The sequence below is a fragment of the Brachybacterium sp. AOP3-A1-3 genome (assembly GCF_052378285.1).
In the GTDB taxonomy this organism is placed as follows: Bacteria; Actinomycetota; Actinomycetes; order Actinomycetales; family Dermabacteraceae; genus Brachybacterium.
This window is the reverse complement of the sequence record NZ_JBQSXM010000001.1, coordinates 19,147-41,429: the sequence shown is the minus strand read 5'-3', so window position 1 is coordinate 41,429 and position 22,283 is coordinate 19,147. Positions and strand designations below refer to the sequence as shown.

Below are 22,283 nucleotides of genomic sequence, written 5' to 3'. Positions count from 1 at the left end.
CCCGGCTCGTCGTGGTCGGTGTCGCGCGGCCCCGCCCGACAGGAACCCGAGGTGTCCACCGGGCGGGACCGCGGGTCACAGAATGATCACGGCGGCCTTCTGTCATAGGCGTCTTGCCCCGAGCGCCGCACGATGTGAGCGCGACCCGCCGGGCCGCGCGGACCCAGGATCGTGTGAGCGACCCCGGGCCGGCCCCACTCCAGTTCGGAGATGTCATGGAGCCCTTCACCCTCGACACCGGGGCGACCGCCTGGATCCTCGTCAGCGCTGCGCTCGTGCTGCTGATGACCCCGGGCCTGTCGCTGTTCTACGGCGGGATGGTGCGTGCCCGCACCGTCCTGAACATGATGCTGATGTCCTTCAGCGCCATGGCTGTCGTCGCGATCGCCTGGACGCTCATCGGGTACTCCCTCGCCTTCGGCACCGACGTCGGCGGGCTGTTCGGGGATCCCCTGGAGCACATCGGCCTGGCGGGCACGGACCAGCAGTCGATCCTCGCCGGCAGCGGTGTGCCCTTCCTGGTCGCCGCCGGCTTCCAGATGACCTTCGCGATCATCTCCACGGCGCTGATCTCCGGCGCGATCGCCGACCGCGTCAAGCTCGGGACCTGGATGGTGTTCGCCGCGATCTGGGTGGTCCTCGTCTACGCGCCGCTCGCCCACATGGTGTGGGGCGGGGGACTGCTCGGCGCCGACGGCATCTTCGCCTCGATCGCCGAACCGGTCGACTTCGCCGGCGGCACCGTCGTGCACATCAACGCCGGCGTCGCGGGCCTGGTCCTGGCGATCGTCGTCGGTGCCCGCAAGGGATTCGGGTCGGACCCGATGAAGCCCCACAACCTGCCGCTGGTGATGCTCGGCGCGGCGCTTCTGTGGTTCGGCTGGTTCGGGTTCAACGCCGGATCCGCCGGGACGGCCGACGCCACCGCGGGCCTGGCCTGGGTGAACACCACGGTCGCCACCGCGGGCGCGATGCTCGGCTGGGCGCTGGTCGAACGGATCCGTGACCGCCACGTCACCTCCCTCGGTGCCGCCTCCGGTGTGGTCGCGGGGCTCGTCGCCATCACCCCGGCGGCCGCGGCGCTCAGCCCGCTCACCTCGATCCTGCTCGGTCTCGTCGCCGGTGCGGCGTGCGCCCTCGCCGTCGGCCTGAAGCACCGCTTCGGCATCGACGACTCGCTGGATGTCGTCGGCGTGCACCTGGTCGGTGGCCTCGTGGGCACCATCGGCATCGGTTTCCTCGCGGCCGACGGCGGCCTGCTGCTCGGCGGCGGCGCGAGCCTGCTGGTCGTCCAGGTGCTCGTCGCCGTCGCCGCGATGGTCTTCTCCGGCGTCCTCACCACAGTGATCGCGCTGGCGCTGAAGCACACGATCGGATGGCGGATCCCCGAGGCCGACGAGCGCGCCGGCATCGACCTCACCCACCACGCGGAGGCCGGATACGATCTGGCAGGTGCTCTCGTCGCACGACGGGACCGCCTGGGCGGCCCGGCCCGCGCCGCCCACGTCGCTCCCGACGAGTCCTTCACCGTCCTGGACGGTGCGGCCGATCCGGGGCCGCGCAATCCCGCACCGTCCGCCGCGACCCCGGCCGACCCCGCCCCCGTCACCCCGCGAGCCGTCACCACAGGAGAGCCCCGATGAAGCTCATCACCGCGATCATCCAGCCGCACGCCCTCCAGACGGTCACCGACTCCCTGCGCGAGTACGGGGTCAGCGGGCTGACGATCACCGAGGTCGCCGGCTACGGCCGCCAGGGCGGGCACACCGAGGTCTACCGCGGCGCCGAGTACACGATCGACACGATCCCCAAGATCAAGGTCGAGGTGCTCGCGGAGGACGCCGACGAGAGCGCGATCATCGACCTCGTCCTGGCGGCCTCCCGCAGCGGCCGCATCGGGGACGGCAAGATCTGGACCACGGACGTCGGCACCGTCGTGCGGGTCCGCACGGGGGAGCGGGATGCGGATGCCGTCTGAGGCGCTGCCCTCGCGCCGCATCACCCAGGTGCTGCACGAGGGCTTCGCGGACCCCACCGCCGGTCCCCGTCGCCGGCTCGAGCAGGCAGCCCTCGTGGACGGCTGGCTGGCCGAGCTGTGGGCGGAGGCCGGCGGCCCCGCGTCGGGCGCGGCGCTGGCCGCGATCGGCTCCCTCGGCCGGCGGGATCTCGGCCCGGGCAGCGATCTGGACCTGGTGCTCCTCCTGGAGCCCGGGGTCCTGGACGACGCCGGCGCCGAGCGCCTCGCGAGCGCCCTGTGGTACCCGATCTGGGACTCGGGATCCTCGCTCGACCATGCGGTGCGCAGCCCCGATGAGTGCGGGCAGATCGCCCAGGAGGACCTCCGTGCCGCGATCTCCCTGCTGGACCTGCGGGTGATCGCGGGTGATCCGCAGATCGTCGAGGAGACCTCGCGTCGGGTCCGGGCCCAGTGGCGGCGCGGGGCGCGCCGCCGGGTCGGGGAGCTCGTGGAGCTGGCGACGGACCGCGCCCACCGCTACGGCTCGCTCGCGCACTCGACCGAACCGAACCTCAAATCCGACCGCGGCGGCCTGCGGGACGTGACCGTCATCCGCGCCATCGCCGAGAGCTGGCTGGCCGACCACGACCACGAGGTCGTCGACGCCGCCGCGCGCACCCTGGGCGACGCCCGCGATGCGTTGCAGGCCGTCACCGGCACCTCCGGCACGCGCCTGGGCCGCGGCGACCAGGACGCGGTCGCCGCCCTGACCGGCCATGCCACGGCCGACGACCACCACGCGGTGCTCGCCGACGCCGCCCGCGCGGTGACCTGGGAGCTGCACCGCACCGTCCGCGCCGCCGAGGCCGCGAGCAGCCGTGGGGGAGCGGCGTCCCGCGGTGCGGGCACCGACCGTCGGCCCGCCCTGACGCGCCTCCCGCACGGCGTGCTCGTGCACTCCGACGAGGTCTCCACCGACCCCGGCTCCCGGGATCTGCTGCGCGACATGGCGGCGGTCCGCCACGCGGCGGTCTCCGGCCTCCCCCTGGCCGATGCCACGCTGGCCCGCATGGCGCAGGCGGACGCCGCGCCGCTGCTGCCCGCCCAGCGCGACGTGCTCGTCGACGCCCTCGCGGGGGAGCACCTCGCGGAGGCCTACGAGGCGCTCGACGTGAAGGGCATCTTCGCCCGCTGGATCCCGGGCTGGGCGGCCGTGCGCAACCGGCCCCAGCGCGCCGCCGTGCATCGCTTCACCGTGGACCGCCACCTGATCGAGACGGTCATCGAGGCCCAGCGGTTCCTGCCGCGCGTGGGCAGGCCGGACCTGCTCCTGGTCGCCGCCCTGCTCCACGACCTCGGGAAGGTCCCCGGCCAGCGGAACCACGCGACCGAGGGCGCCCCGCTCGCGGAGGCGGCCGCCCGGCACCTCGGCTTCGATGCCGCGGACCGCCGCACGATCGCCCTGCTCGTGCGCGAGCACCTCACCCTGATCGGTCTCGCCACCGGACGGGACCTGGCGGACCCCGCCACCCTGCGGGACCTGTTGGTCGCCGTCGATCACGACGCCGGCACGCTCGAGCTCCTGCGCGCGCTCACGGAGGCCGACGCCATCGCCGCCGGCCCCGCCGCCTGGTCCACCTGGCGCGCGGACCTCGTCGACCACCTCACCGACATCGCCCGAGACGCCCTCAGCGGCACCGCTCCCGCGCCCCGGGCGGTGCTGGCCCCGCAGCGCTCCGTGCAGGAGGCGGTGATGGCGGCCGTCCAGCGCAGCGGCAGCGCCCAGGTGCTCTATCCGGCGCACACCGAGGACGAGCCGATCTCCCAGATCTGCGTCGGGGCGCCCGACGGGGCCGGGGTGTTCGCGGCGATGGCCCGCGTGCTCGTGCGGCTGCGCCTGGACGTGCACAGCGCTGTCGTCACCACCCAGGACGGGACGGCCGTGAACACCTGGTGGGTCGCCGCGCCGCCGTCGGACCTCCCGCATCCCTCGGTGCTGCGCAGCGCCGTGGACCGGGAGCTCGCGAGCCGCGACCGGGCCGATGCGCGCGTACTCGAGCTGCCGCCCTCCCCGCCGCCGCGCACCACCGAGGACGCCCCTGTCGTGACCCTCCTTCCCGGTGCCTCCCGCGAGGCCACCGTCGTGCAGGTCAACGCCCGCAACCGTCCCAGCCTCCTGGCCGACGTCGCCCAGGTGATCACGGTGCACCGCCTGCAGGTGCGCAGCGCCCATGTCATGACCCTCGGGCAGCGCGCCGTCGACGTGCTGTACCTGACCGATCAGCACGGACGCTCCCTGGATCCGCCGACCGTCGGACGGGTCGTCACCGCCCTCATGGACGCCGCCGCGACCTGACCCGATGAGCCGACCCGATGAGCCGACCCGATGAGCCGACCCGATGAGCTGGCCCGGAGAGCTGGCCCGGGCGCTGCGCGTGCCCTTCGCCTCGGAGGTTATGCCTGGGCGTGCTCGAGCCGGAGGTGGCCACTACACTGAGGCGGTCCATTCGACCAAGGGGAAGCGCTTCGTGTTCAACAACCTCTCCGATCGCATCACAGCGTCGCTCAAGGGTCTGCGCGGCCATGGCCGCCTGACCGAAGCGGACGTCGACAAGACGATCCGCGAGATCCGTCGAGCCCTGCTCGACGCCGACGTCGCCGTCTCGGTGGTGCGCACCTTCACCGGCCGCGTGCGCGAGCGCGCCCTGGGCGAAGAGGTCTCCAAGGCCCTCAACCCCGCCCAGCAGGTCGTCAAGATCGTCAACGACGAGCTCGTCGAGGTCCTCGGCGGCGCCACCGGCGAGCTGCACTGGGCGAAGAATCCGCCCACCGTGATCATGCTGGCCGGCCTCCAGGGCGCCGGCAAGACGACGCTGGCCGGCAAGCTCGCGAAGTGGATGAAGTCCGAGGGGCACACCCCGCTGCTCGTCGCCTCCGACCTCCAGCGCCCCAACGCCGTGAACCAGCTGCAGATCGTCGGCGAGCGGGCCGGCGTGCCCGTGTTCGCGCCCGAGCCGGGCAACGGCGTCGGCGACCCGGTGCTGGTCGCGATGAACGGTGTCTCCACCGCGCAGTTCCAGCAGCACGACGTGGTCATCGTCGACACCGCCGGCCGCCTCGGCATCGACGAGGAGATGATGCAGCAGGCGCGGGACATCCGCGACGCCGTCAACCCTCACGAGACCCTCTTCGTCGTCGACGCGATGATCGGCCAGGATGCGGCGCGCGTCGCCGAGTCCTTCCGCGACGGCGTCGGCTTCACCGGCGTCGTGCTCTCCAAGCTCGACGGCGATGCCCGCGGCGGTGCCGCCCTGTCGATCACCGGCGTGACCGAACGTCCGATCCTGTTCGCCTCCACCGGCGAGAGCCTCGACGACTTCGAGCGGTTCCACCCGGACCGCATGGCCAACCGCATCCTCGACATGGGTGACGTGCTCAGCCTCATCGAGCAGGCCGAGAAGTCGTTCGACCAGGACGAGGCCGAGAAGGCGGCGAAGAAGCTCGCCTCCGGCGAGGACTTCACCCTCGACGACTTCCTGTCCCAGATGCAGCAGCTCAAGAACATGGGCAACATCAAGAAGATGCTCGGGATGCTGCCCGGCATGGGTCAGCACCGGGAGGCGCTCGAGAACTTCGACGAGAGCGAGATCGGCCGCATCGAGGCGATCATCCGCTCGATGACCCCGGAGGAGCGCAACAACCCCAAGGTCATCAACGGGTCGCGCCGCAACCGCATCGCCCGCGGCTCCGGCACCACCGTGCAGCAGATCAACCAGCTGCTCGAGCGGTTCAAACAGGCCCAGACGATGATGAAGTCCATGGGCCGCGGGATGGCCGGTGGCGGCACGCCGGCCATGCCGGGCGGTCCCGGCATGGGCATGGGCAAGAAGTCTCGTGGCAAGCAGGTGTCGCCGAAGCAGGGCAAGAAGTCGAAGTCCTCGAAGAACCCTGCCAAGGCCGCCCGTGAGCAGGCCGAGGCGGCGAGGAAGGCCGCAGCCGGAGAGAGCGCGGGCGCGGGGTCGGGCGGATCCGCCTTCGGCGGCGCCCCCGAGCAGTCCGCACCGGACCTCAGCTCCTTCGACCCCAGCCAGCTCCCCCCGGAGATGCAGAAGCTCCTCGGCGGCAAGTGACCGCGGGCGGGACCGGGCACGCCCCGGTCCCGCCGCCGATGCACAGTCTCGGTAGGCTCGGAGCATGAGCACCATCGCCACGGAGTCCTCGACCGTCCTGCACCTGACCGGCCCGATCCTCGTCGGCCCGGAGCAGGAGATCAGCGGGGCATGGGTCGTCGGAGGCAGGATCCACCACCAGAAGCCCGAGCTTCCCGCGGGCGCCGAGATCCGGGAGCTCGACGGGTTCGTCGTCCCCGGTCTCGCCGACCTGCACTGCCACCTCGGGATCGGGGATGACGGTGCCGGCACCAGCCTCGCCGCCGCACGGGAACAGGCGCTCACGGATCGCGACACCGGCGTGCTCCTGATCCGTGACGCCGGCTCGATCATCGACAACTCCCCGCTGCAGCAGCAGGCTGATCTGCCGCGGCTGATCCGCTGCGGGCGCCACCTCGCCCGCACCCGTCGCTACCTGCGCGGATACGCCCACGAGCTGGAGCCGGAGGATCTCCCGGCCGCGATCCTCCAGGAGGCGGAGCGCGGGGACGGGTGGGTGAAGCTGGTGGGGGACTGGATCGACCGGGAGGTCGGCGATCTGACGCCCTGCTGGAGCGGTGAGGATCTCGCCGCCGCGGCCGACGCCGCCCATGCGGCCGGTGCCCGGATCACGACGCACACCTTCGACGAGGCAACCCTCCCGCTCGCGCTCGACGCCGGGTTCGACTGCCTCGAGCACGCCACCGGGCTGACCAACGAGACGATCGAGCGCGCCGCCGCGGCAGGGGTCCCGGTGGTCAGCACACTGGTCAACGTCGACGAGTTCGAGGCCTACGCCTCCCAGGGCGAAGCCAAGTTCCCCGCCTATGCCGCCCACATGCGGCGTCTGCGCGCCGGGCGCTACGAGCGCACTCATGATGCTCATGACGCGGGCATCCCACTCCTGGTGGGCACCGATGCCGGGGGAGTGCTCGGCCACGGGATCATCCACGACGAGCTGGATGAGCTCTCACGGGCAGGTCTCGACGGAACCGAGATCCTGCAGGCGGCGGCCTGGGCTCCCCGGACGTTCCTCGGGGTCGCCGGGCTCGAGGACGGTGCCCCGGCGGACCTCCTCGTCGTCCCGTCGGACCCCCGGGCGGATCACCGCGCACTCCGGGAGCGCAGCCATGTCGTGCTCGCCGGCGAGATCGTCGCCGGGCGCTGAGTGCGCAGGGACCCGCTGCGGCCGCATGTGCCCCGGTGCACATGGGCCCGGGTGGTGCGAAGGTGGGGATCCCTGGCATAATCGACCCTGTATGCGCTCGGGTCGGCCCTCTACCCGCCCGAGCACGACACCCCGAGGACCGTCAGCGCCCGCATGACCCCACAGGCTGCGGCGGGACTCACCCGAACATCCCTGAAGGAGAGTCCACCCACGTGGCTGTCAAGATCCGACTGAAGCGCATGGGCAAGATCCGTGCACCGTACTACCGCATCGTCGTCGCCGATTCGCGCAAGAAGCGCGATGGCGCCGTGATCGAGGAGATCGGCAAGTACCACCCGACCGAGCACCCCTCGGTCATCGAGGTCCAGTCCGAGCGTGCGCAGTACTGGCTCAGCGTCGGTGCGCAGCCGACCGAGCAGGTCGCTGCTCTGCTCAAGATCACCGGTGACTGGCAGAACGTCAAGGGCGGCACCGCCGCCGAGGGCGCCCTGAAGACCGCTGAGGTCAAGAAGACCGCCGAGGAGCTCATCGCCGAGGCCGACAAGGCTGCTGCGGAGTCCCGCGACGGCGCGAAGAAGGCCAAGGACGCCAAGGCCGCCGAGTCTGCCGAGACCGCCGAGGTCGAGGCAGGTTCCGAGGAGGCACCTGCCGAGGGCGAGAAGCCTGCGGACGCCGAGGCCGCATCGACCGACGAGGCCTGAGATGAGCACCCGCGCGGAAGCCCTCGATCATCTCGTCCGCGGCATCGTCGACGATCCTGAGGCCGTGAACGTGACGGAGAAGTCCACGCGTCGCGGTCCTCTGCTCGAGGTCCGGGTCGGCGCTGCCGACCTCGGTCGCGTCATCGGCCGATCGGGCCGCACCGCCCGTGCCCTGCGCACGGTCACCGCGGCCCTCTCGGATGATGATGTGCGCGTCGACATCGTCGACGTCGACCGGCGCTGAGGTGCCCCGAACGACCTCTCGGAGCGGCACTGCTGGTAGGACGGAGACGTCCCCGCAGTGCCGCTCCTGGCATTCCAGGGCGTTGCCCGGCACGACGGCGACGCCGGGCGTGCGGGCGACGCCGGGCGTGCGGGCGCGCAGCAGCCTCGCCCTGGTCGCGGCGACCCTGCTGCTCGCGGGGTGCACCGCGGAGCGTCCGACCACGGAGCCCAGCACTCCGGCCGAGGAGCCCCCGGTCGCGGAGCAGCCGTCTGCCGACCCCGCGCTGGCGGACGCCTGTGCAGAGTTCTGGGGCGATCCCGACTACCGGTCGCCGCTGTCGCGCGTCGTCCTGGACCGGGCGGCCACCGCCCCGCAGGCGGGGCCGTCGGACCCCTTCTTCTATGCCACCACCGGCGACGACATCGACGCGGCCTTCGAGCAGGCCCCCGTGGATGCGCAGGACGCCGTCGCCGCGCTGAGCGACTGGTTCCGCACCCAGCCCGAGAAGGGCGAGGCGGCCGATGTCGACTCCTTCGGGGAGGTCTGGCACGGTTTTGCCGGCGTCTGCGCCGACACCTCCGCCGCCGCGGCCTGGACGCTCGAATCCGGAGACGACGGCACGAAGCCGGCGACGCTGGTCTGCGCCGACGTGTTCGACACCCCGGGCACCCTGACCCGGTTCGCCAATGCGAACGTGCTGACCTCGAACATGTTCAAGCTCGTCGGCCGCAGCCCGCAGACCGTCCCGGCGGATCGGATGGAGGACGTGCAGGCCACCGATGAGCTGCTCGCCGCCGAGATCGCCGCGGTCGACGACGACGACGTGCGCGACGCCCTGACCGAGGTCCGAGCCCCGTTCCAGGACGCCCTGGACGGCGACACCTCCTCCGACGGCCTGCAGAAGCCCCTGGAAGAGCTCAGCTCGGCGTGCGACGCCGTCGGGTACTCCTCGCCCGACTCCGGGGAGAATGATCACGGCGATCCCGCCACAGAAGACGAAGGATTGGTATGAGCACCCTGGACGTCATCGTCGCCACCATCGGCAAGGCCCACGGCCTGCGCGGAGAGGTCGCCCTGGTCCTCCGCACGGACCAGCCCCAGGAACGATTCGCGCCCGGCGTCGCCTTCGAGGTGGACACCGCGGCAGGCACCCGCACCCTCACCCTGCTCGGCACCCGACGGCAGCAGGACCGCTGGTACGCGACGTTCGACGAGGTCGCGGACCGCACCGATGCGGAATCGCTGCGGGGCGTGGAGCTCAGCGCCGCGGTCGACTCCGAGGAGGAGGCCGACGAGGACCCCGACGCCTGGTACCCCTCTCAGCTGAAGGGCCTCACCGTGCGGCACGTCGACGGTCATGAGCTGGGCACCGTCCTCGGGGTGGATCATTACCCGGCGCAGGATCTCCTGGTCGTGCGCACCCTCGACAAGCGCCGCGTGCAGCTGCCGCTGGTCGAGCAGCTGGTGCCCGAGGTCGACGTCGCGGCCGGGGTCGTCACCGCGAACCCGCCCGGAGGTCTCTTCGACGAGCTGCCGGAGGACGAGCAGGGCCCCGAGCCCGAGACCTCCGCTCCGGCGAAGAGCCCTGCGTCGTCGAAGCGCACCAAGGGCTGACGCGGGGATGCGCATCGACGTCCTCACCCTCTTCCCCGACTATCTCGCCCCGCTCGAGCTGTCCCTGATCGGCAAAGCCCGACGTGACGGGATCGTCGATCTGCAGGTCCATGACCTGCGCACCTGGACCCATGATCGCCATCGCACCGTGGACGACACCCCGCTCGGCGGCGGTGCCGGGATGGTGATGAAGCCCGAACCCTGGGCGGAGGCCTTCGCCGCCGTGCGCGCTGCCGGCCAGGAGACCCTCGGGGCCGACGTCGAACCCCTGATCGTGTTCCCCAACCCGGCAGGTGCACCGTTCGCGCAGGCGACCGCCCAGGAGTGGTCCCAGTGCGAGTGGATCATCTTCGCCTGCGGGCGCTACGAGGGCATCGACGAGCGGGTCTACGAGCACCTCGCCGATACCGGCTACGAAGTTGCCCTCGCCTCCCTCGGCGACTACGTGCTCAACGGCGGAGAGGTGGCCGTCCTGGCCATCACCGAGGCCGTCGTGCGGCTGGTCCCGGGAGTGGTCGGCAACGCCGAGTCCCTGGTCGAGGAATCGCATTCCGACGGGCTGCTGGAGTACCCGCTCTACACACGCCCTGCGAGCTGGAGAGACCCGGCGGGAGTGCTGCGCGAGGCACCGCAGATCCTGCTCTCGGGGGACCACGGGAAGATCGCCGCGTGGCGCCGTGAGCAGTCCGTGCAGCGCACCCGGCAGCGGCGACCCGACCTGCTTGGGGAGTCCTACGAGGCCGGATCGCCGTCCTGAACGCGATGGCGTGACGGATCCGACATCCCGTTCGCCCGCTGACCGGCGCAGTTGCTGAGCCCAGGGCTTGCCGTGCCCATCCTGCCCTGGCAGAATGTCCCCTTGTGCGCACCGCGCGTTCCTCTGCCTCAGGGGAGGGATGCGATCAGCGGTCGGGCAGTTCCGTGGCGATGGGAGTCGCCGCCAGAGGCCCAGCACACCGGCACGAGGAGTCCGCTCCTCGCCGGATCGACAGTTCATGAAGGGCATCCCGGTTCTGCCGGAGGACCCCGCGAACGAAGCTGTCCGACCTGAGGCGGAGGCTGGAGAAACATCATGCAGAAGCTCGACGAGCTCGACAAGGCATACCTGCGCGAGGACGTCCCCACGTTCCGCGCCGGAGACAACGTCAAGGTCCACGTGAAGGTCATCGAGGGCAACCGCTCCCGTATCCAGATCTTCCAGGGTTACGTCATCGGCCGCCAGGGCCACGGCGTGGGCGAGACCTTCCGCGTCCGCAAGATCTCCTTCGGTGTCGGCGTGGAGCGCGTGTTCCCCGTGCACGCCCCGACCGTCGACAAGATCGAGGTCGTCACCCGCGGCGACGTGCGCCGCGCGAAGCTGTACTACCTGCGCAACCTCACGGGCAAGAAGGCCCGCATCAAGGAGAAGCGCGACCACTCCTGATCCGGGGATGACCCGAGTTCGAGTGCGCGGACGGCGGCGGCCCCACCCTGTGGTGGCCGCCGCCGTCTGCGTCGTGCTGGTGCTCCTCGCGGCCGGCGTGGTCCGGTACTTCGTCGTCCAGCCGTTCCGGGTCCCCTCGGCCTCCATGGAGCCCACGCTGCTCCCGGGGGACGTGCTCCTGGCCGACCGCTCCGAGCGAGGGCGGGCCGACCGTGGCGACATCGTGGTCTTCGACGGCACCGGATACTTCGCGCCCTCGGCGGAGGACGGCGACCGGTACTGGGTCAAGCGGGTCATCGCCGTCGGCGGCGACCACGTCTCCTGCTGCGGCACCGACGGCAGCCTCGCTGTCAACGGCGCCCCGCTCGCGGAGCCCTATCTGGCCGACGGCGTGGCACCCAGCGAGATCGACTTCGACCTCGTCGTCCCGGAAGGGCGCATGTTCGTGCTCGGCGACAACCGCTCGGACTCCACGGATTCGCGACATCTGCTCGGCGCGCCGGGCGGAGGGATGATCCCGGTGGACCGGGTGGTGGGGGAGGTCGACCGACTCGTGTGGCCACTGCCTCGTGCCGGTGCGCTGTGACAACCAGGTTCTCCGGATAGGATCACGGCGATGAACGCGTCCGAAGATTCCCCCAGTGCAGTGTCCGAGCCCGAGGACGCCGCGCCCGGCGAGGACCCCTCGGACAAGCAGCCCGGACAGGGACGCAGCCACCGCCGCGCGCGGATGCCGCTGTGGCTGGACACCATCGTCACCATGGCCGTCGCCCTCGTGATCGCCGTGCTGGTCAAGACCTTCCTCATCCAGCCGTTCTACATCCCGTCGGCGTCCATGAACCCGACTCTCGTGGAGAACGACAAGATCCTGGTCTCCAAGCTCACCCCGGGAGTGTTCGATCTGCACCGGGGGGACGTGATCGTCTTCGAGGACCCCGACAACTGGATCGAGGGTGACGCGACCGTGGATCCCACTCCCCGGGTGCAGCTCATGAAGGTGCTCAGCATGGTGGGCCTGGCCCCGGACCCGTCCCAGGACCACCTGGTCAAGCGACTGATCGGCATGCCCGGCGACCATGTCGTGTGCACGGAGGAGGGTGGGGCGCTCCAGGTCAACGGGGTCGAGATCGACGAGCCCTACATCAACCAGAACACCGCGGCCTGCCAGGTCGCCTTCGATGTGACCGTGCCCCAGGACAACGTGTGGGTGATGGGCGACAACCGGTACGCCTCCGCGGACTCCGCCTGGCACCAGTCCCAGGGCGAGAGCGCCTTCGTGCCCGAGGCGGACATCACCGGCAAGGCCGAGGTCATCTTCTGGCCCGTCGGTCGCTGGGACGGCCTCGGCGACGGTCGCGACGCCTTCTCCGACGTCCCCGCCCAGCCGTGACCGGCGCAGTACCCACGCTCGACGTCGAGCACGCCCTCGCGGCACGCTGCGGCCCCGGGCGTCGTGTGATCGTCGGCCTGGACGAAGTGGGCAGAGGAGCTCTCGCCGGTCCGGTCGCGATCGGTGCCTGCGCGATCGAGGTCGTCGACGGCCGCATCCGCGAGCTGCCCGCCGGAGTGCGGGACTCCAAGAAGCTCTCCGCCGCACGCCGTGAAGCCCTCGTCGCTCCCATCCAGGAAGCGGCCCACGCCACGGCGGTGGGATGGGCGAGCGCAGCGGAGATCGACGAGGTCGGCATCATGGAAGCCCTCACCAGGGCTGCTCTGCGAGCTCTCGACGCCCTCCAGCTCGAGGCCGACGCCATCCTCCTGGACGGCAACGTCGATGTCCTCTCGGCGCATCTGGCCACCGCCGACGGGCCGGCCCCGCTGGTCGAGCTGCGAGTCTCGGCCGACAGGGACTGTGCGAGCGTCTCGGCGGCGAGCATCGTCGCGAAGGTGGCCCGCGACGCCGTCATGGTGGAGCTGGACGCATCGGCCCCCGAGTACGGGTGGGCGTCGAACAAGGGCTACGGGGCGGCGGTGCATCGCGAGGCGATCGACCGGGTCGGAACCCATGAGCATCACCGGCGCACGTGGCGGTTGGGATCCCGCCCGGCCGCAGCCGCTGTGCCGGCCGTGGAGTCGCCTGCGATCCCGGCACCGGCTCCGGTTCCCAGCCCCGCTGGCGTACTGTGGAGCGACCAGTGGCACCCCCAGCAGGACCAGCAGAAGGAGGAGCGTCGGTGAGCGCGCAGGACCTCGAGAATTACGAGTCCGACCTCGAACTCCAGCTGTTCCGCGAGTACCGCGACGTGGTCAGCCTGTTCACCTACGTGGTCGAGACGGAGCGACGCTTCTATCTCGCCAACCAGGTCGATCTGCAGGTCCGCTCGGGCGGCGGCGAGGTCTTCTACGAGCTCCGCCTGGCCGACGTGTGGGTCTGGGACATCTATCGCTCCAACCGCTTCGTGCGGTCCGTGCGCGTGGTGACGTTCAAGGACGTCAACATCGAAGAGCTCAACAAGCCCGACATCTCGCTTCCCTGAGCCGGAGCCGGAGCCGGAGCACGGGGCCGGAGCACAGAGTCACGAAGCGCGGGGCACTGAGCCACGAAGCACGGGGCCGTAGCCACGGGGGCCACAGCGTTCGCGAGCCAGGGAGCCCCGCGCCATGAGCGGTTGAGCTCCGAGCCCAGGACGATCCACGCCGGCGGCGTTCTCGGTGCGCGGCACGGCGCGCAGGCGTTCTTTCCTCCACAGAGCGTGTCTGTCCCCAAAAGCCTCGCCCCGCACGTGCGGCCGACGGGGCCGCGCCAGGCTGAGCTGCATGACACGCCTCTCACCCCTCCCGCGGCCGATGACACCTCGTGCCCGGAGCTCACACCCCCAGTCCGAGCGTGACCTGCCCGCCGCTGACCCTGCTCGGCCGGGCGGCGGCACCTCCCGCGTCATCGGCCCCGCGGCGGAGCCCCCTGTCCTCGGCCCGTCGGTGCCGCCCCGACGGCGCAGAGTCGCCGAGATGTCCACGGCGGAGCTCGGCCGAGCGGGGGAGGACCTCGTCGCCGAGCACCTGATGGCCTGCGGCTGGCAGATCGTCGAACGCAACCTGCGCCTGAGCCAGGGGGAGCTGGACATCGTCGCCCTCGCGCACACCACGTTGGTCTTCGTCGAGGTGAAGACCCGGCGCACCTTCGTCACCGGGGTCCCACAGGCCGCCGTGACCGCGGCGAAGCTGCGTCGGCTGCGGCGCCTCGCCGGGGAGTACCTCATGGAGCGTTCGACCCCGCACCGGGACGTGCGCATCGACGTCGTCGGCGTCCACGCCCACCTCGACGGCACCTTCTCCCTCGAGCACCTCGAGGCGGTCTGAGCATGGGGCAGGCGCGCACGCTCTCGATCAGCCTCGTCGGGCTCGACGGCACCCTGGTGGAGGTCGAGGCCGACGTCTCCGCCGGGCTCCCGGCGTTCTCCCTCGTCGGGCTGCCGGACTCCTCGATGCTCCAGGCGCGGGAGAGGGTGCGTGCCGCCGCCGCCCGCAGCGGTGTCCGACTGGCGGCGCGGCGGATCACGGTGAACATGACTCCGGCCTGGCGGCGCAAGCAGGGCTCCGGGTTCGACCTCGCGATCGCCATGGCGGTGGTCGACGCGCAGGGCGACCTCGGCGTCCATGTCCCCGGCGACACCGTGCTGCTGGGCGAGCTCGGCCTGGATGGTCGGCTGCGCCCCATTCCGGGCGTGCTCCCGGCGCTGCTTGCCGCCCGTTCCCTGGGGATCAGCCGAGCGATCGTGCCCGAGCAGAATCTCCTGGAGGCGCGGCTCGTGGAGGGTCTGGAGGTGGACGGCGCCGCCGACCTGACCAGCCTGCTGCATCGGTTCGGCGCGGATGTCCCGCCGTCGCCGGTGAGGCAGGTGCTGGATCTGAGTGGCGATGGGACAGCCCCGGCAGAGCATCCCTCCGCCCCGCCCGGGGACTTCGCCGACGTGGTCGGCCAGGCCCAGGCCAGGCGCGCTGCAGAGGTCGCCGCGGCGGGCGGTCACCATCTGCTCCTGATCGGTCCACCGGGCGCCGGGAAGACGATGATCGCCTCACGCCTTCCCGGCATTCTCCCGGAGCTGGAGATCGATGACTCGCTCGCGGTCTCGGCGATCCATTCCCTCGCAGGACGGTTCGACGCGCAGGAGGGACTGCGCCGCACCGTGCCCTTCGAGAACCCTCATCACACCGCGACGACCGCTGCGGTGGTGGGCGGTGGCGCGGGCCTCGCTCTGCCCGGGGCGATCTCCCGAGCCCATGCCGGAGTGCTCTTCCTCGACGAAGCTCCGGAGTTCCCGGCGCGCGTGCTCGAGGCGCTGCGTGAGCCTCTCGAGACCGGAGACATCACCCTGCATCGGGCTCGGGCCGTGACGCGATATCCGGCGCGGTTCCAGCTCGTCATGGCGGCCAATCCGTGCCCCTGCGGCAAGTCCTACGGAAAGGGGGACGGCTGCACCTGCTCCCCGTATCAACGACGCCGGTACCTGGCGCGCCTCTCAGGCCCGGTGCTGGACCGCGTGGACATGCAGATACTCGTCGGCCCGGTCGACGTCCACCGAGCGGGAGCGCTGGAGAACGAGTCCAGCGAGACCATCGCACGTCGGGTCCGTGCAGCTCGGGAGCGACAGCGTCACCGGTTCGCCGGACTTCCCTGGACCCTGAACTCTCAGCTCCCCGGTCCCCGGCTGCGGCGAGATTTCGCCCCCGAGGCGTCGGAACGTCGGCTCCTCGACCACGCCGTGGGACAAGGTCGCCTCACCCTCCGCGGCCACGACCGGGTCCTGCGCCTGGCATGGACCCTCGCCGATCTCGACGGTGTGGATCGCCCCGGCGCCGAGCAGATCGGACTCGCCCTCACCCTGCGCGAAGGAGAAGCACGATGATGCCCCCGCACGACCTCGGAACGCAGGACAGGATCGCCCGTATCACCTGGTCGGTGATCGCGGAGCCCAGCGACGCGATCGCCCTGCTCGCCCGGACCCGGTGCGGGCCGGCGCAGGCTCTCGACCTCGCCCGACAGGGAACCGCAGCGGATCTGCTGGGCAGGCTGGGCGGGGAGCTGCCGAGCGATGCCGCCGAACCCGGGAGCGGTACGCACCGTCTGCGAGCAGACCGAGCGCTGGCACGCTGGCGGGCTCGGCTGTCCATGGTCGACGTCGACGCGATCATCGAGGACGCGCAGAGTCGAGGCATTCGCATCATCACCCCTGAGGACCAGGAATGGCCCGATCTGCTCGAGGACCTGCACGAGACCGCACCGCACTGCATGTGGCTGCACGGACCAGGTCGTCTCGACGATCTCGTGGGCAGGCGCTCCCTGGCACTCGTGGGCTCGCGTGCGTCGACGGCCTACGGAGAGGATGCGGCGGGGACCCTCGGAGCGGACTTCGCGGCACGTGGCGGCACGGTCGTCTCCGGCGGGGCGTACGGGATCGATGCCGCAGCTCATCGCGGAGCTCTCGCGGCTCCGGACGGGGCGACGATCGCTGTCCTCGCCGGTGGCCTGGATCGGCTGTATCCGCGTGGGAACACGCAGCTGCTCGAACGCATCCGGGAGCAGCACCTGCTGGTGAGCGAGGCGCCGCCCGGGACGGCGCCCACGCGCTGGCGGTTCCTCGCCAGGAACCGTCTGATCGCTGCGCTGTCCCAGGCCGTCGTCGTGGTGGAGGCGTCATGGCGGTCCGGGGCGCTGTCCACGGCCCGCCTGGCCGATCAGCTCTCACGACCGGTGGGTGCCGTTCCGGGTCCGATCACCTCGGCCGCCAGTGCAGGGTGCCATCGGCTGATCCGGGAGCGCGGGGCGGTGCTGATCACCGAACCCGGGGAGGTGCTGGATCTGCTGCCGGGCGGTCCTGCGGCTGGCGAGGGCCGCTTCGCCGCTCAGGACGAGCTGGATCTGCTCAGCCCGGCGGACCGCCGGGTGCTGGATGCGGTCCCTCCGCGCTCGAGCCTCCCCATCAGCCGAATCGCTCAGGAGATCGGGTTCGAGCCCGACGAGGTGACGGCGGCGCTGGCCCGGCTGACGCTGCTGGGGCTCGTGGAGACCACGGGGGAGCGGACACGACGCGCCCGCACGCCGCGCTGAACCCCGCCCCTCCCGGGCGTGCGAGACACTGATACCTATGAAACGCGCCGAGGAGGGCCCCGACGACGTGCTCGCGGAGACTTTCGCCGAGCACCTCCGGCTCGAGCGCGGCCGGTCCGAGCACACCGTCCGTGCCTATCGACGGGAGGCCGACGACCTCCTCGCGCATCTGCGTGACGTCGAGCGGATCGAGCTCGCAGAGCTCGACGTCGCGGCGCTCCGGTCCTGGCTGGCCGCGCGGTCGGAGACCGGCGCCGGAGCGAGCACGCTGGCCCGCTCCGCCGCCGCCGCACGCACCTTCACCACCTGGCTCGCAGCCACCGGACGCATCCCGCACGACGTCGGCGGCAGGCTGAGGGCACCGCGTCGCGGCCGTCACCTGCCCACGGTGCTCTCGGGTCAGCAGGCCGCCACCCTGCTCGACGGCGCCGAGGAAGGTGGCGCAGGCCGGGACGCAGCCGGCGCTGGCGCTGGAACCGGTGCTGAAACGGACGCTGGAACCGGTGCTGAAACGGACGCTGGAACCGGTGCTGGAACTGATGCTGAAAGTGCCGGGGCCGACGGCGTGGTGATGCCGGTCGAGGACCCGCTGCAGCAGGCCGTCCTGCTGCGGGACATCGCGGTGCTCGAGCTCCTCTACTCCTCGGGACTGCGCGTCTCCGAGCTGGTCGGACTGGACCGTCGAGGCGTCGACCAAGCCCAGGGCACCGTCCGGGTCCTGGGCAAGGGCAGCAAGGAGCGGATCGTCCCCGTCGGGCGGCCAGCCCTGGACGCGGTGGCGAGATGGGAGCGTGACGGGCGGCCCCACCTGGTCCAGCACGCCCGGCCGGAGAGCCACGAGGAGCAGGCGCTGTTCCTCGGAGTGCGCGGAGGCCGCCTCGGGGACAGAGCGGTGCGGACCATGATCGATCGCTACGCGGCGCAGGCCGGCATCGCCAAGCACATCTCACCCCACACCCTGCGCCACAGCGCGGCAACGCATCTCGTCGAAGGGGGAGCGGATCTGCGCAGCGTCCAGGACTTCCTGGGCCACTCCTCGTTGGCGACCACCCAGATCTACACCCACGTCAGCGCCGACCGGCTGCGGCGGACCGTCGACCAGGCCCACCCCCGCGCCTGACCGTTCAGGCCGCCAGAATCGGGCGTGACCTCCCGGAGATGTCGGCTGGACCATGGCCATGCACCCGGGCGCCGGCCGACGACGCACCGCCCGGCATCGACGGGGCCGCGCGGGCGGTCCGAGCCCCGGCCGGGACCACCGCACCACTCGGATCCGCCTGACCGCCCCAGGGGAGCAGCACGCTGGGGCCTCTGCCCCCGAGCAGCAGGAGCGGGTCGATGTAGTCCTGGCCGCGCCGGGCACCCAGGTGAAGGCATACCTCCGAGGAGCAATGGGAGGCTTCTGGGTCGGCGATGGTGCCCAGCACATCGCCGGCCTCGACCGCCTGGGACTCCTCGACCGCGCCGGCGACCGGCTCATAGGTGGAGATCAGCCCGTCGGCATGCTGCACGGAGACGACCCCTCGACCGGCCACCATCCCGGAGAACCGCACGGTCCCGGCGTCCACCGCCCGGATCTCGGCCCCGTCCCCCGCCACACGGACATCGATGCCGCGGTGCCCCGGACCGTAGCGATGCGGGGGAGCCTCGAACGGCGCGGCCACCTCGTGCGGCGCCGAGGTGGGCCACTGCCAGCGGCTCGCAGGCACGGAACGGGCCGGGCCAGCGAGGGACAAAGTGGCCAGAAGGCACAGCAGCACCAGGAGGACACGCAGCAGCCGCAGCACTGGACGCGGGCAGGCGGGCGGTCGGGAGGGGATGGGACGAGGTGTCATGCTCCGCATCCTCGCGGCCTCGCCGTGCGGTGTCCCGTCCTGCGGAGGGATGGTGGATGAGGGCCCTCTGGGGAGGAACGGTCCGGACCAGCACGACACGAAGGTGATGCATCCCGCGCTCGACCGTGGTGGGACGTCGGATAGACTTCTGTGAGCATCCGGTCCGTCCGGATGACTTCGCGTGCCCATCAGGGTCCGCCGATCAGCGGTCCTCGGCCGCTCCGCACCATGGTGCGGAGCACTGTCGGGGCGATCGGCTCTCCCGGGCACCAGGCCTCGCACCGTCCGGTGTCGGGGAACAACCGAGAATGCAGGTCCTGCGCGATGACCACGGACGCCTACGAGCGAGTCGTGCGAGCCCAGGCCTGAGAACAGAGGACACCATCATGGCAGTCGTCACCATGCGCCAGCTCCTGGAGAGCGGCGTCCACTTCGGTCACCAGACCCGTCGTTGGAACCCGAAGGTCCGTCGCTTCATCTTCACCGAGCGCAACGGCATCTACATCGTCGACCTCATGCAGACGCTGACGTACATCGACAAGGCGTACGACTTCGTCAAGCAGACCGTTTCCCACGGTGGAAGCGTTCTCTTCGTCGGCACCAAGAAGCAGGCTCAGGAGCCCATCCAGGAGCAGGCGACCCGCGTGGGCATGCCCTACGTGAACCAGCGTTGGCTGGGCGGCATGCTCACCAACCTGCAGACGGTCTCGCAGCGCGTGAACCGCCTTAAGGAGCTCGAGCAGATCGACTTCGAGGATGTGGCCGCTTCCGGTCGCACCAAGAAGGAGCTGCTGATGATGCGTCGCGAGAAGGACAAGCTGGCCAAGACCCTGGGCGGCATCCGCGACATGGCGAAGGCTCCCTCCGCCGTGTGGATCGTGGACACCAACAAGGAGCACCTGGCCGTCGACGAGGCGCAGAAGCTCAGCATCCCCGTCGTCGCGATCCTGGACACCAACTGCGATCCCGACGAGGTCACCTACCCGATCCCGGGCAACGACGACGCGATCCGCTCCGTCGCCCTGCTGACCCGGGTCATCGCCGACGCGGTGGCCGCTGGTCTGCAGGAGCGTCACGCCAAGTCGACCGGTGGCGAGAAGAACGTCTCCGCCGTCGCCGCAGAGCCGCTGGCGGAGTGGGAGCAGGAGCTCCTCAAGCAGTCCGAGGTCCAGCAGGAGGACGCACCGGCCGAGGAGTCGGTCGCCGCCGCCGAGGAGACCGCTGCTGCGGAGACCCCCGCCGAGGAGAAGCCGGCCGAGGAGACCCCCGCTGCGGAGTCCACCGAGTCCGCCGCTGCGGAGTCCACCGAGGCCCCCGCCGCCGAGTGACCATAGCGGGCCCGGGAACGCCGTCGGCGTCCCCGGGCCCCTCCACGGGACGGCGCCCGCCGCCGCCCCTCCCTCCAGACATCAGCTCGTAGAAGGAAGAGGAACATGGCCAACTACACGGCAGCAGACATCAAGGAGATCCGCGAGACCACCGGCGCGGGCATGCTCGACGTCAAGAAGGCTCTCGACGAGTCGGACGGCGACAAGGCGAAGGCCGTCGAACTGATCCGCGTCAAGGGTCTCAAGGGCATCGCCAAGCGCGAGGGCCGCACCGCCTCCGAGGGCCTCATCGCCGTCGACGTGCGCGACGGCGAGGGTGGCCAGACCGGCACCCTGGTCGAGCTCAACTCCGAGACCGACTTCGTCGCCAAGAACGACAAGTTCGTCGCCCTGGGCGACGAGGCCGTGGCCGCGGCCGTCGAGTCCGGCGCGAACGAGCCCGAGGATCTCGCCGACACGTCGTTCGGCGAGGCGCTGACCAACGCCGGCGCCACCATGGGTGAGAAGATCCTGGTGCGTCGCATCGGTCGTGTCTCCGGCGAGGTCGTCTCCTCGTACATGCACCGCACCAACAAGGACCTGCCCCCGCAGGTCGGCGTCCTCGTCGCCTCCGACAAGGCAGGCGCCGAGGTCGGGCGCGACGTCGCGATGCACATCGCCGCGTTCTCCCCGGCCTACCTGACCCGCGAGGAGGTCCCCGAGGAGATCGTCGCCAACGAGCGCCGCATCGCCGAGGAGACCGCCAAGAACGAGGGCAAGCCCGAGAAGGCGATCACCAAGATCGTCGAGGGCCGTCTCAAGGGCTACTTCAAGGAGAACGTCCTGCTCGATCAGGCGTTCGCCAAGGACCCGAAGCAGACCGTCGGTCAGATCGTCGAGAACGCCGGCGGCAAGCTCACCGGCTTCGTCCGTTTCCGCGTCGGCGGCTGACACGCCGGGAACGGAACCTCACGGGCCCGATCCCACCTGCGGCGCGTGAGCGTCGCCACCGCCCTGCGGCCCCGCACCATCGGTGCGGGGCCGCACCGGTATCATCGCCGAGGACCCAGCGCGGAAGGACCGACATGACCCAGACGTTCACGTCACCGATACCTGTTCTCCCGAAGAGAGAGGACGGACGTCGTGTCCTCCTGAAGCTCTCCGGTGAAGCTTTCGGCGGAGGCGCCGTCGGCGTCGACCCCGATGTGGTCTCCCGCGTCGCGGGAGAGATCGCCGAAGGAGTTGCCCAGGGCGTCGAGTGCGCCATCGTCGTCGGCGGAGGCAACTTCTTCCGCGGCGCCGAGCTGTCCCAGCGCGGCATGGATCGCCGCCGCGCCGACTACATGGGGATGCTCGGCACCGTGATGAACTGCCTCGCCCTGCAGGACTTCCTGGAGCAGCGTGGGGTCTCCACCCGCGTGCAGACCGCGATCGAGATGGGCCAGGTCGCCGAGCCCTACATCCCTCTGCGCGCCGTGCGCCACCTGGAGAAGGGTCGCGTCGTCATCTTCGGCGCCGGCGCCGGCATGCCGTACTTCTCCACCGATACCGTCGCCGTGCAGCGTGCGCTCGAGATCGGCTGTGAAGAGGTGCTCATGGCCAAGAACGGCGTGGACGGCGTGTACGACTCCGATCCCCGCACCAACCCGGACGCGGTGAAGCTCGAGCACATCACCTACAACGACGCGCTCCAGCGCGGCCTGAAGGTCGTCGACTCGACCGCCTTCAGCCTGTGCATGGACAATGCGCAGCAGATGATGGTGTTCGGGCTCGACGCCCCGGGCAACATCACCCGCGCGATGCGCGGGGACCGGATCGGCACGGTCGTCACCCACGACTGAGCCGACCGCGGCGG

The 22,283-nt window shown here is 71.1% G+C and carries 23 protein-coding genes; 22 read left to right on the top strand and 1 reads right to left on the bottom strand.

Annotation, left to right across the window (positions count from 1 at the left end):
• Positions 1 to 215: 215 nt before the first annotated feature.
• The 19 genes from ACT3T5_RS00200 (at position 216) to ACT3T5_RS00110 (ending at position 18,406) form a co-directional block, all read left to right on the top strand.
• The gene (locus ACT3T5_RS00200) at positions 216 to 1,643 is read left to right on the top strand and encodes an ammonium transporter (RefSeq protein WP_444593250.1); all 1,428 of its coding nucleotides are present in this window, start codon (positions 216 to 218) and stop codon (positions 1,641 to 1,643) included.
• Entirely contained in the window at positions 1,640 to 1,978 is a 339-nt protein-coding gene (locus tag ACT3T5_RS00195) for a P-II family nitrogen regulator (RefSeq protein WP_444576080.1), read from the top strand. Before ACT3T5_RS00200 ends, ACT3T5_RS00195 begins: the two co-directional genes overlap by 4 nt.
• Positions 1,962 to 4,313: an HD domain-containing protein gene (locus ACT3T5_RS00190; protein ID WP_444593249.1), complete on the top strand. Its 2,352-nt coding sequence runs from the start codon at positions 1,962 to 1,964 to the stop codon at positions 4,311 to 4,313. The genes ACT3T5_RS00195 and ACT3T5_RS00190 overlap by 17 nt, the downstream gene beginning before the upstream one ends.
• A gap of 172 nt (positions 4,314 to 4,485) precedes the next feature.
• Complete coding sequence (gene ffh / locus ACT3T5_RS00185; protein ID WP_444576546.1) at positions 4,486 to 6,087, top strand: signal recognition particle protein; 1,602 nt, start codon at positions 4,486 to 4,488, stop codon at positions 6,085 to 6,087.
• 64 nt (positions 6,088 to 6,151) lie between these two features.
• Positions 6,152 to 7,273: an amidohydrolase family protein gene (locus tag ACT3T5_RS00180; protein WP_444576077.1), complete on the top strand. Its 1,122-nt coding sequence runs from the start codon at positions 6,152 to 6,154 to the stop codon at positions 7,271 to 7,273.
• A gap of 212 nt (positions 7,274 to 7,485) precedes the next feature.
• The gene (gene rpsP / locus ACT3T5_RS00175) at positions 7,486 to 7,974 is read left to right on the top strand and encodes a 30S ribosomal protein S16 (RefSeq protein WP_444576075.1); all 489 of its coding nucleotides are present in this window, start codon (positions 7,486 to 7,488) and stop codon (positions 7,972 to 7,974) included.
• 1 nt (position 7,975) lies between these two features.
• Complete coding sequence (locus ACT3T5_RS00170) at positions 7,976 to 8,218, top strand: KH domain-containing protein (protein WP_193116336.1); 243 nt, start codon at positions 7,976 to 7,978, stop codon at positions 8,216 to 8,218.
• 82 nt (positions 8,219 to 8,300) lie between these two features.
• Positions 8,301 to 9,212, top strand: coding sequence for a hypothetical protein (locus ACT3T5_RS00165; RefSeq protein ID WP_444576074.1), 912 nt, complete (start codon positions 8,301 to 8,303; stop codon positions 9,210 to 9,212).
• Positions 9,209 to 9,814: a ribosome maturation factor RimM gene (rimM, locus tag ACT3T5_RS00160; RefSeq protein ID WP_444576072.1), complete on the top strand. Its 606-nt coding sequence runs from the start codon at positions 9,209 to 9,211 to the stop codon at positions 9,812 to 9,814. The genes ACT3T5_RS00165 and rimM overlap by 4 nt, the downstream gene beginning before the upstream one ends.
• A 7-nt stretch (positions 9,815 to 9,821) precedes the next feature.
• Positions 9,822 to 10,571: a tRNA (guanosine(37)-N1)-methyltransferase TrmD gene (gene trmD / locus ACT3T5_RS00155; RefSeq protein ID WP_444576070.1), complete on the top strand. Its 750-nt coding sequence runs from the start codon at positions 9,822 to 9,824 to the stop codon at positions 10,569 to 10,571.
• Between the two features lie 315 nt (positions 10,572 to 10,886).
• Entirely contained in the window at positions 10,887 to 11,237 is a 351-nt protein-coding gene (rplS, locus tag ACT3T5_RS00150; RefSeq protein ID WP_444576068.1) for a 50S ribosomal protein L19, read from the top strand.
• Between the two features lie 7 nt (positions 11,238 to 11,244).
• Positions 11,245 to 11,823, top strand: coding sequence for a signal peptidase I (lepB, locus tag ACT3T5_RS00145; RefSeq protein ID WP_444576066.1), 579 nt, complete (start codon positions 11,245 to 11,247; stop codon positions 11,821 to 11,823).
• Between the two features lie 30 nt (positions 11,824 to 11,853).
• Positions 11,854 to 12,627 (top strand): signal peptidase I, encoded by a 774-nt coding sequence (gene lepB / locus ACT3T5_RS00140; RefSeq protein WP_444576064.1) that lies wholly within the window; start codon positions 11,854 to 11,856, stop codon positions 12,625 to 12,627.
• Positions 12,624 to 13,415 (top strand): ribonuclease HII, encoded by a 792-nt coding sequence (locus tag ACT3T5_RS00135; RefSeq protein WP_444576062.1) that lies wholly within the window; start codon positions 12,624 to 12,626, stop codon positions 13,413 to 13,415. Before lepB (ACT3T5_RS00140) ends, ACT3T5_RS00135 begins: the two co-directional genes overlap by 4 nt.
• Entirely contained in the window at positions 13,412 to 13,714 is a 303-nt protein-coding gene (locus ACT3T5_RS00130) for a DUF2469 domain-containing protein (RefSeq protein ID WP_076810501.1), read from the top strand. The genes ACT3T5_RS00135 and ACT3T5_RS00130 overlap by 4 nt, the downstream gene beginning before the upstream one ends.
• A 472-nt stretch (positions 13,715 to 14,186) precedes the next feature.
• On the top strand, positions 14,187 to 14,537 hold the full coding sequence (locus ACT3T5_RS00125) for a YraN family protein (RefSeq protein WP_444576060.1): 351 nt from the start codon (positions 14,187 to 14,189) through the stop codon (positions 14,535 to 14,537).
• A 2-nt stretch (positions 14,538 to 14,539) separates the two neighbouring features.
• Entirely contained in the window at positions 14,540 to 16,084 is a 1,545-nt protein-coding gene (locus ACT3T5_RS00120) for a YifB family Mg chelatase-like AAA ATPase (RefSeq protein ID WP_444576059.1), read from the top strand.
• A complete protein-coding gene (dprA, locus tag ACT3T5_RS00115; RefSeq protein ID WP_444576057.1) occupies positions 16,081 to 17,286 on the top strand; it encodes a DNA-processing protein DprA in 1,206 nt (401 codons plus the stop codon). Before ACT3T5_RS00120 ends, dprA begins: the two co-directional genes overlap by 4 nt.
• Before the next feature lie 37 nt (positions 17,287 to 17,323).
• The gene (locus tag ACT3T5_RS00110; RefSeq protein WP_444593248.1) at positions 17,324 to 18,406 is read left to right on the top strand and encodes a tyrosine recombinase XerC; all 1,083 of its coding nucleotides are present in this window, start codon (positions 17,324 to 17,326) and stop codon (positions 18,404 to 18,406) included.
• Positions 18,407 to 18,410: 4 nt separating this feature from the next.
• Here the strand turns inward: ACT3T5_RS00110 and ACT3T5_RS00105 are convergent, their stop codons facing one another.
• Entirely contained in the window at positions 18,411 to 19,121 is a 711-nt protein-coding gene (locus ACT3T5_RS00105; protein ID WP_444576054.1) for a murein hydrolase activator EnvC family protein, read from the bottom strand.
• Between the two features lie 386 nt (positions 19,122 to 19,507).
• Here ACT3T5_RS00105 and rpsB point away from each other — a divergent pair, with 386 nt between their 5' ends.
• The 3 genes from rpsB (at position 19,508) to pyrH (ending at position 22,269) form a co-directional block, all read left to right on the top strand.
• Entirely contained in the window at positions 19,508 to 20,449 is a 942-nt protein-coding gene (rpsB, locus tag ACT3T5_RS00100) for a 30S ribosomal protein S2 (protein WP_444576052.1), read from the top strand.
• A gap of 105 nt (positions 20,450 to 20,554) precedes the next feature.
• Positions 20,555 to 21,379, top strand: a complete 825-nt coding sequence (tsf, locus tag ACT3T5_RS00095; RefSeq protein WP_444576050.1) for a translation elongation factor Ts — start codon at positions 20,555 to 20,557, stop codon at positions 21,377 to 21,379.
• A 134-nt stretch (positions 21,380 to 21,513) separates the two neighbouring features.
• A complete protein-coding gene (gene pyrH, locus ACT3T5_RS00090) occupies positions 21,514 to 22,269 on the top strand; it encodes a UMP kinase (protein WP_193116323.1) in 756 nt (251 codons plus the stop codon).
• Positions 22,270 to 22,283: the final 14 nt, after the last annotated feature.

What these genes read in the sequence shown, in the direction of transcription:
- ACT3T5_RS00200 (WP_444593250.1), top strand. Translation starts at nt 216, where the DNA reads ATGGAGCCCTTCACCCTCGACACCGGGGCGACCGCCTGGATCCTCGTC.
- ACT3T5_RS00195 (WP_444576080.1), top strand. Translation starts at nt 1,640, where the DNA reads ATGAAGCTCATCACCGCGATCATCCAGCCGCACGCCCTCCAGACGGTC.
- ACT3T5_RS00190 (WP_444593249.1), top strand. Translation starts at nt 1,962, where the DNA reads ATGCGGATGCCGTCTGAGGCGCTGCCCTCGCGCCGCATCACCCAGGTG.
- ACT3T5_RS00180 (WP_444576077.1), top strand. Translation starts at nt 6,152, where the DNA reads ATGAGCACCATCGCCACGGAGTCCTCGACCGTCCTGCACCTGACCGGC.
- ACT3T5_RS00170 (WP_193116336.1), top strand. Translation starts at nt 7,976, where the DNA reads ATGAGCACCCGCGCGGAAGCCCTCGATCATCTCGTCCGCGGCATCGTC.
- rimM (WP_444576072.1), top strand. Translation starts at nt 9,209, where the DNA reads ATGAGCACCCTGGACGTCATCGTCGCCACCATCGGCAAGGCCCACGGC.
- trmD (WP_444576070.1), top strand. Translation starts at nt 9,822, where the DNA reads ATGCGCATCGACGTCCTCACCCTCTTCCCCGACTATCTCGCCCCGCTC.
- rplS (WP_444576068.1), top strand. Translation starts at nt 10,887, where the DNA reads ATGCAGAAGCTCGACGAGCTCGACAAGGCATACCTGCGCGAGGACGTC.
- lepB (WP_444576066.1), top strand. Translation starts at nt 11,245, where the DNA reads ATGACCCGAGTTCGAGTGCGCGGACGGCGGCGGCCCCACCCTGTGGTG.
- lepB (WP_444576064.1), top strand. Translation starts at nt 11,854, where the DNA reads ATGAACGCGTCCGAAGATTCCCCCAGTGCAGTGTCCGAGCCCGAGGAC.
- ACT3T5_RS00125 (WP_444576060.1), top strand. Translation starts at nt 14,187, where the DNA reads ATGTCCACGGCGGAGCTCGGCCGAGCGGGGGAGGACCTCGTCGCCGAG.
- ACT3T5_RS00120 (WP_444576059.1), top strand. Translation starts at nt 14,540, where the DNA reads ATGGGGCAGGCGCGCACGCTCTCGATCAGCCTCGTCGGGCTCGACGGC.
- dprA (WP_444576057.1), top strand. Translation starts at nt 16,081, where the DNA reads ATGATGCCCCCGCACGACCTCGGAACGCAGGACAGGATCGCCCGTATC.
- ACT3T5_RS00110 (WP_444593248.1), top strand. Translation starts at nt 17,324, where the DNA reads ATGAAACGCGCCGAGGAGGGCCCCGACGACGTGCTCGCGGAGACTTTC.
- ACT3T5_RS00105 (WP_444576054.1), bottom strand. Translation starts at nt 19,121, where the DNA reads ATGACACCTCGTCCCATCCCCTCCCGACCGCCCGCCTGCCCGCGTCCA.
- rpsB (WP_444576052.1), top strand. Translation starts at nt 19,508, where the DNA reads ATGGCAGTCGTCACCATGCGCCAGCTCCTGGAGAGCGGCGTCCACTTC.
- tsf (WP_444576050.1), top strand. Translation starts at nt 20,555, where the DNA reads ATGGCCAACTACACGGCAGCAGACATCAAGGAGATCCGCGAGACCACC.
- pyrH (WP_193116323.1), top strand. Translation starts at nt 21,514, where the DNA reads ATGACCCAGACGTTCACGTCACCGATACCTGTTCTCCCGAAGAGAGAG.